This window comes from Actinomadura atramentaria DSM 43919 (assembly GCF_000381885.1).
Classification (GTDB): Bacteria; Actinomycetota; Actinomycetes; order Streptosporangiales; family Streptosporangiaceae; genus Spirillospora; species Spirillospora atramentaria.
Map to the genome: position 1 here is coordinate 329,423 of NZ_KB907214.1, position 14,962 is coordinate 344,384.

16 protein-coding genes and 2 tRNA genes are annotated in these 14,962 nt (G+C 66.8%); 5 read left to right on the forward strand and 13 right to left on the reverse strand.

Annotated features, from left to right (window positions below):
- Positions 1-17 precede the first annotated feature (17 nt).
- The 7 genes from G339_RS0118960 to G339_RS0118990 form a co-directional block, all read right to left on the reverse strand.
- The gene (locus tag G339_RS0118960) at positions 18-602 is read right to left on the reverse strand and encodes a TMEM165/GDT1 family protein (RefSeq protein WP_019632654.1); all 585 of its coding nucleotides are present in this window, start codon (positions 600-602) and stop codon (positions 18-20) included.
- A 186-nt stretch (positions 603-788) separates the two neighbouring features.
- Positions 789-1,871 carry a UDP-N-acetylmuramate dehydrogenase gene (locus G339_RS0118965; protein WP_019632655.1) on the reverse strand — a complete coding sequence of 361 codons (1,083 nt, stop codon included), beginning with the start codon at positions 1,869-1,871 and terminating at the stop codon, positions 789-791.
- 79 nt (positions 1,872-1,950) lie between these two features.
- Entirely contained in the window at positions 1,951-2,376 is a 426-nt protein-coding gene (locus G339_RS0118970) for a MaoC family dehydratase (protein ID WP_019632656.1), read from the reverse strand.
- Positions 2,376-2,813, reverse strand: coding sequence for a MaoC family dehydratase N-terminal domain-containing protein (locus tag G339_RS0118975; protein WP_019632657.1), 438 nt, complete (start codon positions 2,811-2,813; stop codon positions 2,376-2,378). The genes G339_RS0118970 and G339_RS0118975 overlap by 1 nt, the downstream gene beginning before the upstream one ends.
- Positions 2,814-2,993: 180 nt before the next feature.
- Positions 2,994-3,158, reverse strand: a complete 165-nt coding sequence (gene rpmG, locus G339_RS0118980; RefSeq protein ID WP_019632658.1) for a 50S ribosomal protein L33 — start codon at positions 3,156-3,158, stop codon at positions 2,994-2,996.
- A gap of 117 nt (positions 3,159-3,275) precedes the next feature.
- A tRNA-Met gene (locus G339_RS0118985) sits at positions 3,276-3,349 on the reverse strand.
- Positions 3,350-3,617: 268 nt separating this feature from the next.
- A tRNA-Thr gene (locus G339_RS0118990) sits at positions 3,618-3,690 on the reverse strand.
- A 151-nt stretch (positions 3,691-3,841) separates the two neighbouring features.
- On the opposite strand from G339_RS0118990, the gene G339_RS34380 reads away from it, so the two are divergent.
- On the forward strand, positions 3,842-4,900 hold the full coding sequence (locus tag G339_RS34380; RefSeq protein ID WP_019632659.1) for a hypothetical protein: 1,059 nt from the start codon (positions 3,842-3,844) through the stop codon (positions 4,898-4,900).
- Here the strand turns inward: G339_RS34380 and G339_RS0119000 are convergent.
- Positions 4,881-5,624 carry a protein phosphatase 2C domain-containing protein gene (locus G339_RS0119000; RefSeq protein ID WP_019632660.1) on the reverse strand — a complete coding sequence of 248 codons (744 nt, stop codon included), beginning with the start codon at positions 5,622-5,624 and terminating at the stop codon, positions 4,881-4,883. The two genes, G339_RS34380 and G339_RS0119000, sit on opposite strands and share 20 nt — an antisense overlap.
- On the reverse strand, positions 5,624-5,851 hold the full coding sequence (locus G339_RS0119005) for a hypothetical protein (RefSeq protein ID WP_019632661.1): 228 nt from the start codon (positions 5,849-5,851) through the stop codon (positions 5,624-5,626). Before G339_RS0119005 ends, G339_RS0119000 begins: the two co-directional genes overlap by 1 nt.
- Positions 5,852-6,316: 465 nt before the next feature.
- Here G339_RS0119005 and G339_RS0119015 point away from each other — a divergent pair, with 465 nt between their 5' ends.
- Positions 6,317-6,856 carry a GlcG/HbpS family heme-binding protein gene (locus tag G339_RS0119015; RefSeq protein ID WP_019632663.1) on the forward strand — a complete coding sequence of 180 codons (540 nt, stop codon included), beginning with the start codon at positions 6,317-6,319 and terminating at the stop codon, positions 6,854-6,856.
- Between the two features lie 166 nt (positions 6,857-7,022).
- On the opposite strand, the gene G339_RS41115 is transcribed toward G339_RS0119015, so the two are convergent.
- On the reverse strand, positions 7,023-7,559 hold the full coding sequence (locus G339_RS41115) for a mycothiol transferase (protein WP_420804497.1): 537 nt from the start codon (positions 7,557-7,559) through the stop codon (positions 7,023-7,025).
- A gap of 850 nt (positions 7,560-8,409) precedes the next feature.
- On the opposite strand from G339_RS41115, the gene G339_RS37960 reads away from it, so the two are divergent.
- Entirely contained in the window at positions 8,410-9,540 is a 1,131-nt protein-coding gene (locus G339_RS37960; protein WP_084693311.1) for an AAA family ATPase, read from the forward strand.
- A 140-nt stretch (positions 9,541-9,680) separates the two neighbouring features.
- Positions 9,681-11,780, forward strand: coding sequence for a S8 family peptidase (locus G339_RS37965; RefSeq protein ID WP_205625580.1), 2,100 nt, complete (start codon positions 9,681-9,683; stop codon positions 11,778-11,780).
- 48 nt (positions 11,781-11,828) lie between these two features.
- Here G339_RS37965 and G339_RS37970 read toward each other — a convergent pair whose 3' ends face one another.
- Genes G339_RS37970 through G339_RS0119050 form a run of 3 tightly spaced genes read right to left on the reverse strand, consistent with a single transcriptional unit; the run spans position 11,829 to position 14,199 of the window.
- Positions 11,829-12,644 carry a phosphotransferase gene (locus tag G339_RS37970; RefSeq protein ID WP_169514765.1) on the reverse strand — a complete coding sequence of 272 codons (816 nt, stop codon included), beginning with the start codon at positions 12,642-12,644 and terminating at the stop codon, positions 11,829-11,831.
- Positions 12,641-13,309, reverse strand: coding sequence for an HAD family hydrolase (locus tag G339_RS0119045; protein ID WP_033323621.1), 669 nt, complete (start codon positions 13,307-13,309; stop codon positions 12,641-12,643). Before G339_RS0119045 ends, G339_RS37970 begins: the two co-directional genes overlap by 4 nt.
- A gap of 17 nt (positions 13,310-13,326) precedes the next feature.
- Positions 13,327-14,199, reverse strand: a complete 873-nt coding sequence (locus tag G339_RS0119050; RefSeq protein ID WP_019632668.1) for a GntR family transcriptional regulator — start codon at positions 14,197-14,199, stop codon at positions 13,327-13,329.
- Positions 14,200-14,534: 335 nt separating this feature from the next.
- Between G339_RS0119050 and G339_RS34385 the strand changes: the two genes are divergently transcribed.
- Entirely contained in the window at positions 14,535-14,909 is a 375-nt protein-coding gene (locus G339_RS34385; protein WP_157407865.1) for a hypothetical protein, read from the forward strand.
- Positions 14,910-14,962 lie beyond the last annotated feature (53 nt).

A 14,962-nucleotide genomic window follows, 5' to 3' on the forward strand; every position in this document is an offset into this window, starting at 1 on the left:
ATCACTAACTCTGTCAATCACCAGTTCTTGATTCCCTCGGCGAGCAGCAGCAGCCCGAACACCACGAACCCGGCCGCCGCCGCGTACCGGATGACGCGTTCGGGCAGCCTGCGGCCCAGCACGCGGCCCACGACGATCGCGAGCGCGTCCGCGACCACCATGCCGATCGTCGAACCCGCCCACACGCCGACCAGCCCGGCGACGCCGCCGTGGTCGGCGGCGAGCGTGATCGTCGCCAGCATCGTCTTGTCGCCGAGTTCGGCCAGGAAGAACGCCGCCCCGACCGCGAGGACCGCGGAACCGCGCGCCCGCTCGACCTTGCGGGACTCGTCGTCGTCGAGGGCGTCGCCGCGCAGCGTCCACGCCGCGAAGCCGAGGAACGCCACGCCCGCGATCACCGAGACCGGCCCCTGCGGGATGGCGACGCCGAGCACCGCGCCGAGCAGCACGCTCGCCAGATGGACGAGCGCGGTCGCGGCGGTGATCCCGGCCAGGACGGGCAGCGTCCGGAACCGCGTCGCGAAGGTGAGGGCCATGAGCTGGCTCTTGTCGCCCAGCTCGGCGACGAAGATCACGACCAGACTGATGAGGAAGGCGGACACCGGGTGCCTCTCGCTCGGGCCGGGCGAGGGGGGATGTCACGCGGGAGCGTGCGACCTCGGCCCGGCGTGACTGCCGGGCCGAAGGTCTCGTCCGCCTCGTGGAGGCCGCGTGCCCGGGCGCGAGCGCCAGTGTGTCGAGCACGTCGTTGTGGACTACTCCCCTTCGACGCGGTCGAGGCTAGCAGGTCACAGCGCCACGCCGACCAGCACGGGCTCGTTGACCAGCTCGACGCCGAACGCGGCGCGGACCCCGTCGCGGACCTCGCGGGCCAGCGCGAGCAGGTCGGCGGTGGTGCCGCAGCCGGGGTTGGTGAGCGCGAGGGTGTGCTTGGACGAGATCCGCGCGGGCCCGTCCCCGTACCCCTTCGCGAACCCGGCGCGGTCGATGAGCCACGCGGCGGACGTCTTCACGCGCGGCGCCCCGTCCGGCCCCGGCTTCTCCGGGTAGCGTGGGAACGCGGCCTCCGGGCCGAACCGGTCCGCGACGCGGCGCTCCAGTTCGGCGAGCGCGTCCGGGCCGAGGATCGGGTTCGTGAAGAACGACCCGGCGCTGCGGGTGTCGGGGTCGGCGGGGTCCACGACCATGCCCTTGCCGCGCCGCAGCTCCAGGACGGCCTCGCGCGCCTCCTTCAGCGGCACCCGGTCGCCCGCCGCGACGCCGAGGGACCGCGCCAGCTCCGCGTACGCGATCGGCTGCGACTCGTCGGACTCGCGCAGCAGGTACCCGACCTCCAGCACGACGTACCGGTCGGAGCCCTTGAAGACGCTGTGCCGGTAGGTGAACCGGCACTCCTCCCGATCCAGGGTGACGGTCTGCCGGGTCTCGCGGTCGTACGCGCGCACCCACGCGATGGTCTCCGCGACGTCCTGCCCGTACGCGCCGACGTTCTGGATCGGCGTCGCGCCGACCCGGCCGGGGATGCCCGCCAGGCACTCGACGCCCGCGAGCCCGTCCGCGACACAACGCGCGGCGAACCGGTCCCACTCCTCGCCCGCCTGGACGGCCAGCAGCGCGCCGTCGCCCTCGGCGGGCCGCCGCTCCGCGCCGCGCGTCCCGACGTGGACGACCGTGCCCGCGAACCCGTCGTCGGACACGACCACGTTGCTGCCGCCGCCGAGCACCAGGACGGGCTCGCCCGCGTCGTCGGCCGCGCGGACCGCCGACACCACGTCGGCCTCCGTCGTGGCCTCCACGAACCGGCGGGCCGGCCCGCCGAGCCGCAGCGTCGTGTATCCGGCCAGGTTGACCTCTTCGGCGAACACCGCCACGTCGTCCGTCCCTCCCTGGAAGCCCGCTCAGCGCCGAGGCGACTCTACGTGCCCCGGCGCCCGCGGCGCGTCAGGAGGGTCAGGCGAGGCGGACGACGGCCTTCGCGCGGGTCAGGACCTTCTGGTCGGCGGCGCGGGCGGTGAGCGCCACGACGACCTTGTTGCCGTCGAGCTTCTCCTCGACCTTCCCGCTGATCTCCAGTTGCGCGCCGCCGTCGTCGGGCACGACGACCGGCGAGGAGAACCGCACGCCGTAGTCCACGACCGCGCCCGGGTCGCCGGCCCAGTCGGTCACGAACCGGCCGGCCTGCGCCATCGTGAACATGCCGTGCGCGATGACGTCCGGCAGCCCGACCGCCTTGGCGACGCTCTCCCGCCAGTGGATCGGGTTGAAGTCGCCGGACGCGCCCGCGTACATGACGAGGTTCGCGCGGTCCACCGGGAACGTGCGCGCGGGGATCTCCGTGCCGACCTCGACGTCGGCGTACTTCACCTGCGCGGTCATCAGGCCCCCCGCTCCACGATCGTGTTGTAGGTCTTGCAGATCAACTCGCCGTCGGTGGTCGAGATGTCGGTCTCGATGACCAGCTTCTCGTTGTTCCCGATGCTGCGGATCTCGGTGATCGTGGACGTGCAGACCACGACGTCGCCCGCGCGCACGGGCCGCGTGTACTCGAACCGCTGCTCGCCGTGGACGACCATCGCGTAGTTCAGGCCGAGCTCGGGGTCCACGAGCGCGGGGCTGCCGAGCGAGACGACGATCGGGAACGTCGGGGGCGCGATGACGTCCGGGTGCCCGGCGGCCTTCGCGGCGTCGGCGTCCCGGTAGACGGGGTTCTGATCCCCGATCGCGTCCGCGAACTCCCGGATCTTCACCCGGCTGACCTCGTAGGGCTCGCCGGGCGGGAAACTCCGCCCGACGAAGTCACGGTTGAGTGCCATGCAGTCGTCCCTCCGGCGCTAAGCGCTCGCTTACTACGTCTGCCGAGACCCTAACAGAACGACGTTCAGCCCGCCCCCGCGCACTGCGGGAACGGGCTGGAGGACGTCAGGGCAAGCGGTCGCGCCGTCACGCGGGCGGCGCCGCGGCGCGCGCCCCGAGGGAAGTACCGGGACTCGCGGTCAGCGGGTCTCGCGGTGCGCGCGGTGGCACCGGCAGTTCGGGCAGTACTTCTTCAGCTCGAGGCGGTCCGGGTCGTTGCGCCGGTTCTTCCGCGTGATGTAGTTGCGGTGCTTGCACTCCTGGCAGGCCAGCGTGATCTTCGGCCGTACGTCGGTGGCAGCCACGGTGGAGTGCCTTTCTGCTAGGTACAGGGACGTGACATCGGACGCCTGGTGAGGGGCGTCCGGTCGGTTCAACCCAGCCCGCTCGCCCCCGGGTCGGGGGGCGAGAGGCCAAGGTAGTAGCGAGGGCCGGACTTGAACCGGCGACACAGCGATTATGAGCCGCTTGCTCTGCCTGACTGAGCTACCCCGCCGTGATGGTCAGCGCGGACCGGGACGCCAGAATACCCGATGTCCACTCGACCCAGGAAACCCGAGAAGTTCCGCTTCGGAGGAAACGGCCCGGTTCCTGAGCTTCCGCCGCTGGCCGTCCCCAGGTTACCGCCTGTGGCGATGACCTGCGAATCGTCCCGTCCGGAACGCGAGGACGCTATCACACGGCCCGATCGGCCGCGAACCGCAGCGCGAGGCGCCGCCCGGAACGCGAAAACCCCCCGGAGACCGGGGGGTGCGACGAGCCGGAGCCCCTTTACGGAATCGAACCGTAGACCTTCTCCTTACCATGGAGACGCTCTGCCGACTGAGCTAAAGGGGCCTGCCGCGCGCTTCCTCGCGGTCGCGGCGACGGGTGTAACCATACACGGCGGCGAGGGTCGGTGGGAAACCGGGTTTTCGGCGGCCGCCGGACCGAAGGCCGTTCGGAAATCGTCCTGGTCTGTCCCCCGGCTGTGTCACAGTGGCCCGTTATGGATCATGGATTCACGCCGTCCGGGGGCGACGACGGCTTCCTCCGGCACCTGGACGCCACCGTCCGCGCGGCCGAGGCCCAGGACCCGGCCTTCGGCGAGCTGATGCCGGAGCTGATGCAGCGCTCCCGGAACGTTCCAGTCGCCGCCCTCGACGCGGCCATGCCCCGGATGGCCGAGGGCGTCGAGGGCGCCGCGCTCGGCGCGGCCGCGTTCCTCGCCGTCATCACCGGGTCGTGGATCGAGCGGGGCGCGACCGCGCGGGGCGTCGACCGGCCCGTCCTGCGGCGGCTGCTGGAGGCCGCGGACCTGTCCACGACGTTCCTGCTGACCTGGTCGCAGGCCGTGGACGCGCCGCCGCCCGACCCCGCGCAGGACAGCCCGTCGCAGGAGGTCTTCGACGTCGTCGCGCCCGCGCTGGACGACCCGGCGTCCGCGATGCTCGCGTGGTTCGCGCTGGAGAAGCTGGCGCTCGCGGCGAACACCGTCCTGTCGTCGTCGCGCCCGCTGCGCGCGTCGATCACCGGCCGCGAGGACAAGGCGCGGCTCGTCGGCGGGCTGGAGCGGTACTGCCCGGTGACGGGGTGGGTCGCGAGCCTGCTCCGCGTCCTGGAGGACGAGCGGGTGCTCGTCCTCGACCGGGCCACGCGGCGCGGCTGGACGGTCTCGCTGACCGGGATCGGGGACAACTTCCAGCTCCACGTCCTGCTCGCCGACGCCCTCGCGGGGCGGCCCGGCGGCATGCCCGGCACGCCGCCGCCGCGCGACATCGCGGCGTACTTCCGCGACACCGAGGCGCCCGAGCCGCCGCCGACCGCGCACAGCGAGTGGAACCTCGTGGACGCGCACGGCGAGTGGATCTACAACGAGGGCGTGCCCGCCGACATCCCGGACGTCAACGGGACGCGGGTCGTCGTGCTGGACCCGCCGTCCTACCCGCGGGCGTTCCCGGCCGGGCGCAAGTACCCGATGATGCCCGGCGACGTGGTGTTGGAGGGGATGCACCTGCCGGAGGACCTGGCGGCCTGGTGGCCGCACGTCAAGCCGGCGACGCGGTGAGGTAGGCGACGGTGGCGTCGTCGCGGGGCTTGCCCCTCTCGATGACGACGCCGTCCTCGTCCTCGGCGGCCCGCGTGCGGCGGACCAGCTCGGCCGGGCCCGCCTCGTCCAGCAGGTCGAGCAGGCCCGCCCACGTCAGCACGCCGAAGACTTCGACGAGCCGGGACGCGCCGTCGCTCAGCAGCGCGGCGCGCCGCACGTTCCCGGCCGTCCCAGTCAGCGCCCGGAACGCTGCCTCGGGCCGCGCGGCGGCGACCCAGAACCCGCCTTCTTGATTACGCAGCCGCCGGACCGTCTCGACGGAGTGATCCGGAAGGCGGTCCGCCCGGTCGTCCCGATGAACGGTGATGGTCCCGTCATCCAGGACGATCGGGGAATCCGCGAGCACCAACCAGTCGAGTTCCGTTCCCCTCCACCGAACAATCGAGGCGGTCGCGGACGGACTGTCGGGGTTGTCGAGATCGCACCCGGGATGCAGCGTACGGACGTGCGTGATCGCCTCGGCGAGGACGCCCGCCAGCTCCGCGCCGTCGCCCACGGCCAGCCGCGCGGCGACCGCGCCGCCCAGCCGCCGCACGAGCCACGCCGGGCCGTGCGCGCAGCCGGAGTCGACCCCCGGCCGCTGCGTCGCGCCATCCAGCACAACGGCCCACCCGTCCCCGGCGGCGACGAAGTCCTCGTTCACGCCGCCCGGCGTGGGTTCGGTGCGCAGGCGGACGTCCATCACGCGGGCACCGACCCTTCCAGCGGGTTGTGCTCCCGGCCGGTGTTCGCGCACATCCGGCACGGCTCCTCGACGCGGACCCAGCGCAGCGCGCCCGCCGCGTCCCGCTCGGGCTTCTCGGGCCGCCACCAACCCGTCCCGCCGCAGAACCGGCAGTCCCGGCCACCGCGGTCGCACCAGCGGCACGGCCCGTCGCCGCACCGGTCGCGCCTGCCGTTCACCGGCATCTCCCCGTCCCTCCGCAGACGTGGCAGTCCTCGCGGCTCGCGCGCCAGACCACCGAACCGTCCTCGGCCCGCCGCGGGCGCTCGTAGTCGATCTCCCCCGACCCGCCGCAGTGCCCGCACGGCGGGGAATCGTCCCGGTCGTCCACGCTCCCCCTCGCCGCCGCCCCCAGCATCCCGCAGATCTCCGACGCCCGTCCACGCGAACGTCCGCTCGCCGGACCGCCGACATCGGCCGTTCGCCGACGCTGTGGACGACCCGCACGGGCTGACGTTCGGGGCCACCGCCCCGGGCACGCGGGCCGAGATCATCACCAGCCCGGACCGGGAGCTCCGCGTGACCGTGACCAGGGTTTTTCTCGATCTCCGCTCGGGAACCGAACCCTCAGCCGCCGTCCGGCCCGCCGGACGAGCCGCGCGGCGCACGCCGCCCGCCGATCCACCGAGCCCGTTGAAGGAGCCCTTGCGATGACCTTTCCGCTTGTCCGCGCCCTCGCCGCCGGAGCCGCGCTCACCGCCGCGTCCGCCGCCCTCACCGCACCCGCCGCACACGCCGCGCCTGCCGCGCCCGCCGCGCCGGGAACGGAGACCCCGGCGCGGAACGTCTACAGCACCGCCCACCTCACGGTCGCGGCGGCGACGCGGGCGGCGCGCGGCGCGCTCGCCGCCGCACGGCGCGCCGGGCAGCGGGTGTCGGTGGCGGTCGTGGACCGCGACGGCCGGACGATCGCCGCGCTGCGCGGCGACGGCTCGGGCCCGCAGTCCTGGACGTCGGCGAGACGAAAGGCGTTCACCGCCGTCTCTTGGAACGCACCAACCTCAGAACTCGTCAAGCGCCTCGCGACGACCCCGACTCTTCGCGACATCCCCGGCACCCTGTTCCTCGCCGGCGCGGTCCCGATCCGCCACCGAAACACCCCGATCGCCGCAATCGGCGTAGCAGGCGCCCCCAGCGGCGCCCAAGACGAGTCTTTCGCCCGAGCAGGCGCCGCAACCATCACCCACTAGCCAAACCCACAAACCGTCGCCTCTCGCACCCAAACCCACGAGAGGCGACACTCCCACCGCCCGACCACGAGTCCCCAAGACACCGACCCGGGAAGATCCTCCCCGCAGCCGAACAATGCGCCCCGACCTACGACCCGCTTCCGAAATCGAACGGTAGACCTTCTCCTTACCATGGAGACGCTCTACCGTCCGAGCTAACCGACTCGCCCGCCACCCGCAGCACAACCACTAAACCCCGGCCGATCATCCTCGTCAGCCTCCCACGCGGCGCGCTCCACCCTGACGCGGTAATCCACCCACCACGCCGATTAATCCGATGAGATGTTGGTCTACCCGGATTAATTCCCACCGAGCCGTCGATCAACTCCCGCACGATGTCGGCCTGCCCGGCATGCCGACACATATCCGCGAACACGCGCACGACAGCGTGATGCACCGCGCCCCCGTCCCTCCGGCCACCAGGACGCCCGACCGACGGCGCCCAACTCCAGCACCCTGATCGTCGCGTCCACCTGCACCCAAGCACCCCGATACAACTCGAAGATGCAAGCACGCAACTCGTCTGCGGCAGCCCACACATCAGCGTTAGCCTCAGCCCCTCCATCAACCACGGCAACACCTCCCCGAAAGGCCGCCCGAAAGCATTCCCGAGACACCCGAACTCGAAACCGGCAACATTCTTCACAAGCCCGAGAAAAATCATACCGTTCGGCGGACATCGCACCCCGAGAGCCCGTCAAATTCCCCCACCAAGGCGTCCCGCGCGGACTGCAGGTAGAAGATCAAGCCAGCGTCGCCCTCCGAGACACCCATCCGACCGCACCACCCCGCCAAATAAACCGAGGCACACAAAATCCATCCGCGAACGTCCGACAAGAAGGCCGCTCATGCTTCTGAGGACTCTGACAGCGCACCACGGCACGCCGCCGCCTCCGAGCCGATGACGACCGAGCACAACAAAAGGGCCGCCACCGGCATGAAAACCGATGGCGGCCCTCCGACAAGATGTGGCGGGTGCAGGGTTCGAACCTGCGTAGGCTAAGCCGACGGATTTACAGAGTGCATCCCCACCTGACGAACCAACCACCTGACCTGGTGCAACGTCACCACGAATCGCGCAGCGGGCCCGCTGGATCGCGGATGGGGCAGGATTGCAGCCACTCAGCGCCACGCCTGTACAAGGCTGCTTCCCTCTCTGGACCGGCGCGTGGCCCGCTAACGGGCAACATCGCCCAGCGACCAGGACGCTGCTCTCCCACGACCTCATGCAGAGCGCTCCGCGGTAGGGCCACAACCGGCCATGGCCGGAGAGCGCATGCGGGCAACCAGACGATCGCAGGCGATCGCGCGACCTCGATGAGAGCCGAGTTGACGCAACCGCCCTCCGCTCACGACCTGCCAGATTCGACAGTGTGTTCGATCGCCAGGCGTTCGCCACACCCAAAGATGCACCAGCCACGTGAACCAACACAACGGACCCGAGTCGCATCCCACAGTGGGCGAGATCCCCAGCAACCATAGATGCCTAGTCCAGTAGCTGTTAGAGTAGCCCAATGACCAGGCAAGATATGAGTTTGACAGTGGACGATGATCGCCAGCTTGACGACGATGTAGTCCATCTCGCGCGCATGGCTCTCACGGCCAGCGACCCAGCGGCCCAGTCAACCATTCGCACACTCGCGCGCCGTTACCGCGACCGAAGACCAACGCTTTCAAGGGGCCTCATCGACCTGCTACGCGAGAGCCCCCTCAGGGGCATCTCACGAGGCTCATCGGTACCCAAGCCGCTTGACGCCGACTCCCGCCTTCCACTCATTAATGAAGAGTACCCCGTACCCATTTCGGACGTACCGATTCTGCCCCTGGATGTCGAGACCGCTCTCACGCAGTTGACGGAGGAGCATCTCAACGCGGACAATCTTCTTGAAGCGGGACTCCATCCAACCCGGACAGCACTATTCGTAGGGCCGCCCGGCGTCGGAAAGACTATGGCGTCTCGATGGATCGCCTATTCACTCGATCGCCCATTGGTCATACTTGACCTCGCATCGGTTATGAGTAGTTTCCTCGGCAGGACAGGAGTCAACGTAAAGCGCGTTCTTGATTACGCAAAGAAGGCAAATTGCGTTCTACTTTTGGATGAGCTTGATGCCGTAGCCAAGAGACGAGATGACGCAACAGAGGTCGGCGAACTCAAGCGCTTGGTGACGGTACTTCTCCAGGAGATCGACAATTGGCCACACGGCTCGATCCTTCTTGCTGCAACAAACCATGCCGAATTGCTCGACCCTGCGGTTTGGCGTCGCTTCGAAAGCATTATCGACTTTCCACTCCCCAGCGATCGAGAAATCGCTTCCGTGGTAACGCGCTTTTTGGATAATGGTCAAGTCTCAATAGAAATACTACCCGCCCTCGTTGTCCTGTTTCGAGGGATGTCACCAAGCGACATTGAGCGCGAAATTATGCGCGCACGACGGCTGGCCGTGCTTAAAAAGATTAATTTCATCGACGCCGTGACTACCACCAACAAGGATCGTATAAAGAACTTGGCGAGCAACGAGCGGATCAATATAGCAGTAGAACTTTGCAGGAAGACTCAACTGTCGCAACGGAGAATTAGCAACATCACCGCCATAAGTCGAGACACTTTGCGTAAGCACACCACTCAAAGCACTGCTACCTAGGTAGAGCACACATGCCAGACGAACCGCGTTTTCTCCTCGGTCGAGGCGAAAGTCTAACCGAAAATATTGCACCGCCCAGGCGCGGAGGCGGCCCAGAGCCTGCATATTCTTACGCTGAAGCAGTTACACGTTTGCAGCCGATGGTGCGTGACGTGGCAACTGACATGCAAACGCTGCCCGCTCTTGCTCGCCCAGATAATCAGAGCGTGGGTGTAGTCACGATGCATCCTCAAGCTCTTGCGAAGTCCTATCATCCACAAACAGTGCTGGATCGAGTCGGCCTTCGCCAAGTCGGGAGCCGGCCTAGCTCCATTCGTCCGGAGAAGTGGAAACGACAGAACGAACCAACTACCACTGCAACCACAGATCTTTTCGTAGCCGGAAAGGTCGAATCATTCGAATATTGGGCGCGTCTCCTGGCAGCTGGCGGCGGTCAACTACCAGCACAGATCCAGAGGATCGAGATGGTACGGTCGCTTTCGATTGACGACCGGCTGCGAGACATTCCAACTGATCTACCGCAGCCTGAGCCGCTCGTACTTGAGGTCGTTCTGCACGTGAGCGATTCTCCGCGAGAAGACTTCGTCCTCTCTGGTTTCGAGAATTTCGTCAACACGCTCGGAGTGCTCGCCGACTTCGATCGCCGTATCTACGCTGGTGGCCTCTGCTTTATACCTGTTGAAATCCTCTCGGATCGTGTACGTCAACTGGCCGAGTTTTCTTTCCTCCGCGTTGCACGACCGATATCGGGGCTACGGGATATTTCCCCCATTGAACGAGCGGTTCCCCAACCAAGCCTTCCTGAATCTCCTCTCCCCTCCGAAGGGCCAGTTGATCCGGACCTGCGTATCGCAATATTTGATGGCGGCCTAGACAAAAGCACACCATTGAGTCGATGGGCACGTTCATTCGATGGTCAAGGCGTGGGCAGCACGACTCCTGGACTTACCGCACACGGAAGTGCCGTAACCTCAGCAGCGTTGTTCGGGACGCTCGATCCTGGTGAACCTGCTCCTACACCCTATGCGTCAATCGATCACTACCGCGTCGTGGACAAGAAAAGTGAAGACGACCCATACGAGCTTTACGATGTGCTAAAAAGGATCGAAGCTGTCCTACGTGAACGCAGGTACGAGTTCATCAGTCTGAGCATCGGTCCCGCACTGCCCATCGAGAACGATGAAGTACATCCTTGGACTGCCCTATTGGATGACCTCCTTTCGGATGGCCACACTTTTGCATCCGTAGCGGTCGGGAACAACGGGAAGAATCTTCCGGTAGAAGAAGCGCGTATTCTAGTGCCAAGCGACTCCGTCAACGCGCTAAGTGTGGGGTCGGCCGACACGGTCAAAGATGGTTGGGCTCGTGCTGACTACAGCGCGATCGGCCCAGGTCGACAGCCAGGCAGGATCAAGCCTGACGTACTAAGCTTCGGCGGCACGCAGCGCGAACCGTTCATTGTCTACGACGCATATGATGCACCGCTCATTGCGGCTATTTGCGGCACGTCATTTGCAACCCCCGCAGCCGTAAGGATTGCCGCGGGATTGCGGGCGCATTTCGGCGGTCGCCTAAGCTCGCTCGCATTGAAATCGCTTTTGATTCATTCCGCCCAACGCAGCGACCACGATCCATCCGAGGTTGGCTGGGGACGCATTCCTACCGACCTACAGGATATTGTGGTATGCGATGGTGACACGATTCGAGTACTCTACCAAGGCGAGCTTCCGCCAAGCCAGTATCTTCGCGCTCCCGTCCCTTTGCCTGACGAGCAGCTCACTGGGATAGTCGAGATTAAGGCGACATTCTGTTACGCGACTCCCGTCGATCCCCAGGACCCGAGCAGTTACACGCGCAGCGGGCTCGACGTCACGTTTAGGCCACATGCGCTACGGTTTACCAACGACCGGTCTCCGGACCCTGCACCGAAACCATTTTTCCGGCGCACAAAGTTCGACACGGAGGAAATGCTTCGGCAGGATGGGCAAAAGTGGGAGACCACTCTTCACGCCACGAAGAAGCTGAGGGGTAGCTCGCTGCATATTCCAGTTTTCGATATTCACCACAATGCTCGACTCGCTGGTGGTGCAACTCAAACGGCAGAAACCATGAAGTATGCCCTGGTGGTCACTGTACGCTCGGTTAAAACTAGCGATCTCTACGAGAAGGTGGCGACACAGTATGCTGGGCGACTGGAAGCGCTACAGCCACTCGTAGAAGTTCCAATTCGCATCCGTTAATGTGTACTACCCACCGACGATTTAGAACGTCTTCGCAATTGTGGCCAGTTAAACACGGGCGACGTCTGCGATCTTCAGCCACGTGCGAACGCGCCGCGGGTTGAGACCAGCGAGACGTGCTAGGTCTGACGCTCTTGTAGTGGGTAGTTCATTTGAAGCCGTCTTCCACGCAGCGACGGCGACATCGTAGGCGGCGTCGCCAGAGACGCCACGCGGGTCAATGAGAACGAGCTGGCCCGCTTCATCCGCGAGTAGGTTGTTTGGCGAGGCGTCTCCGTGGCACAGCATGTCAGCCGCGTTTGAACCGAGCTGGTCGAGTAGTCGGCAGGCTCGCTCTCGGTCGTCGGCTGGTGCGGGTGTTCGCCCAGGGGCTAGGTCGGTTAGGTTGTCGTCGCGGAGTCTGGAGAGCAGCCAGTCGGTCAGTCTCGGTGTCCCGGCCGGCGCAGGTTGGTCCTTCATTGCTCGGAAGACGGTGACCAGCGCTTCGAGCGGCACGGATCTGCCTGAGAGCGTGTTGCCTGGTTCGATGCGGCTGGCTAGCGTCCACACGCTCGTCGGAGTCTCGATGACGTCTACGAGTTCGGGGCCTATGCCCAGCTCTGCCAGGCGTCGGGAGACGGCGGCTTGGTGGAGGCTCGCGGGGTCGGGGCTCGTTCTGGCGACGAGCGGGCCGTCGGGGCCTTCGATTTCCACGACGAAGGCGTAGCGCGCGTCGAAGACCCTCACCGGGCGGGCGCGGTACCGGGCGCAGATCCGGTCCAGGTCGCCGAGAACGTCGCGCTGCCACGGTCCGACGAGGTTCGGCCAGCGGAGCGATGCGGCCTCGATGACTTCCGGCGGGACGTCGATGGGCTGGCCTGTCACGGGAGGGTCATCTCCTCGATCGCGTCGGCCACTGCTTGCATGTCTTCTAGGACGATGTCGGCGCCAGCGTCGGTGAGTTCGGGGATGCGGGTCTCTCTCTTCGCGTAGCCGATGCAGATGGTCCCGGCCTTCTTGCCCGCGGTCATGTCGCTGGGTGAGTCCCCGATGAACACGCAGGCGGATTCCGCTGCGCCGACGGCCGCCGCTCCCCGATGCACCAGGTACGGTTCCGGCTTCATCAGAGTCGGGCGTCCAGCTACCCGGCCGACGACGGCTTCGACCAGGTGGCCGAGTTCGCTTCGGTTGAGGTACTTCTGAATCGCCGAAGCTGAGTTGTTGCTGACGATGGCCACGGGGGTGCCGTAGATTGCGGCGGCGCGCAGCAGTTCTGATGCGCCCGGCGTCGGGTCAGCCACTGCTGCGGCCTCCTGCTCGAAGCGCTCCTGCGCGCGTTCAACGTCTCGGAGGACGCTCGGCGCTGAATCCGCCGTCCACCGCAGTAGGACGAGCGGGTCGGGTTCGGACTGGAGCTTCTGGGGAAGGTCCGCCCCCCGGTCGCGGAGGATTGCCCTGATGCCGTCCGCTACCTGGGGAGCCGGGAGACCTGAGAAGAGGCGGCAGACTGGGCCGTCGAAGTCGAGAAGGATCGCCTCGGCCCGGGCCATCAGGGCCTTCAACTGGTTCAGGGCCGGTACTCGCGCGCCACCGTTTCCCACAGTGCTTCGAACCATTCCTGCAGCTCCTTCACCATTTGCGGCGAGCTGGACGTGTCGCTGTCGTCGTTGAGGGAGAAGTGGAACAGGGTCGAGTCCTTGCCGAGCAGGTCGAAGATGTCGGCCTGCTCTCCCCCGTTGAGTCGGATCGTGTGCTGCTTCACCGGGTAGAGGCCGAAGAAGACCTCCTCGGAGTTGATGACGTACAGCTTGAACGCCGGCGCGAGGTTGTGGACGCGGACCTCGGCGCTCGCGGACTTTATGAGGCCCAGGTCCGCCAGCTCGTGGACGATGTCGATGATGCTGTCGACCGAGCGCTTCGTGATGCGTTCCGCTCGCTCGCGGATCGCCTCCTCCGCGATGTCGGTACCGACTCGTCGCGGCAGCGCCATGGTCGTCGAGGTGTCGCACATCATGATCCGCACCTTGAGGGATTCGGGCGTGAGCCGTCCCAGCCGGATCTTGTCGAGCACTTCGACCAGCATGTTGTGCAGCGTCTCGCCGGAGAAACCCGCGAAGTCGAGCGAGACGTGCGGGCGCTCGAACGCCGCCTCGATGTGGGGGCGGAGACCGACGGGAGTCTCGGTCCGCGCGCGGACGAAGGTTCCGCTGCCCTGCCTGCTGATGGTCAAGCGCTCGGCGTGCAGCGTTCGCAACGCCGCCTTCACGGTCTCGCGAGCGACGCCGTAGCGCCGGGCGAGGTCGGGCTGCGAGGGCAGCTTCTCCCCCGGCTTGAGCTTGCCGGTCTGGATCGCGGCACGAAGCCTCATGGCGATTTGTTGCGAGGCCGTCCGGGGGTCGTCGGGGTCGAGTTCGCCGAGGTAGTCGTTGTCCGCGCTCACGCCTTCAGGGTAACCCCTGGCTAGCCAGGCCGGGCAGATCCTAGATTCGCGCTTGACTTGGCTAGCCAAGCTAGTCCATGATGCTTCCATGCCTGGCCAGCCAGGCTAGACAAATGGATAAGGCATCGGCGATCGGAACCCGAGTGCGTACGGGTTGACGTGTCACGAGGTCCCCGGACCGGTTCTGATCTGTGCGATGCCGAGCTTTCTGGCTTGTAGCGCTCTGCGCTGCCTGTCCCGCGCTCGTCGGTTCGCTTCTCACCTGGTCGGTGGGTCGTCCGGTTCGAGTGCGGGGTGGAGAACGCAGAGACTCGGTTCCTGATCTGGAGATGCTGATGCGGCACAACGGACGTCCGGTCATCCTCGCCTCACGCCTCACCCCGAACCTGCTGAGCCTGTCCGACCAGGGCGGCTGCGCGCTGGTCGCGTGCCCGGACTGCGGGTGCTGGCGGTCGGTCAAGCGCGGGATGGTCACCGCGCATCGCGGGCCGGACGTTCCCGGCGCGGACGCCTGGCCGGCCGAGTTCCGGCCGAGCCCGCCCCGCTGCCCCGGTTCGGGGCAGCGGGTGCGGATCGACGTCACATTCGAGCAGTGGCGCAAGGAGCTGGCGGAAGCGTGCTTCGAAGCCGGGAAGCGGCGCCCCACGCGTGTGCTGCCCCGGCCCAAGCCGCCCGTCGCGCCGAGCGTCATGCAGCTCGCCGCTCGCTGAGTCCACGTTCTTCCCATTGAGCGCCCTGGCCGATCGGCCAGGGCGCTCTTTCG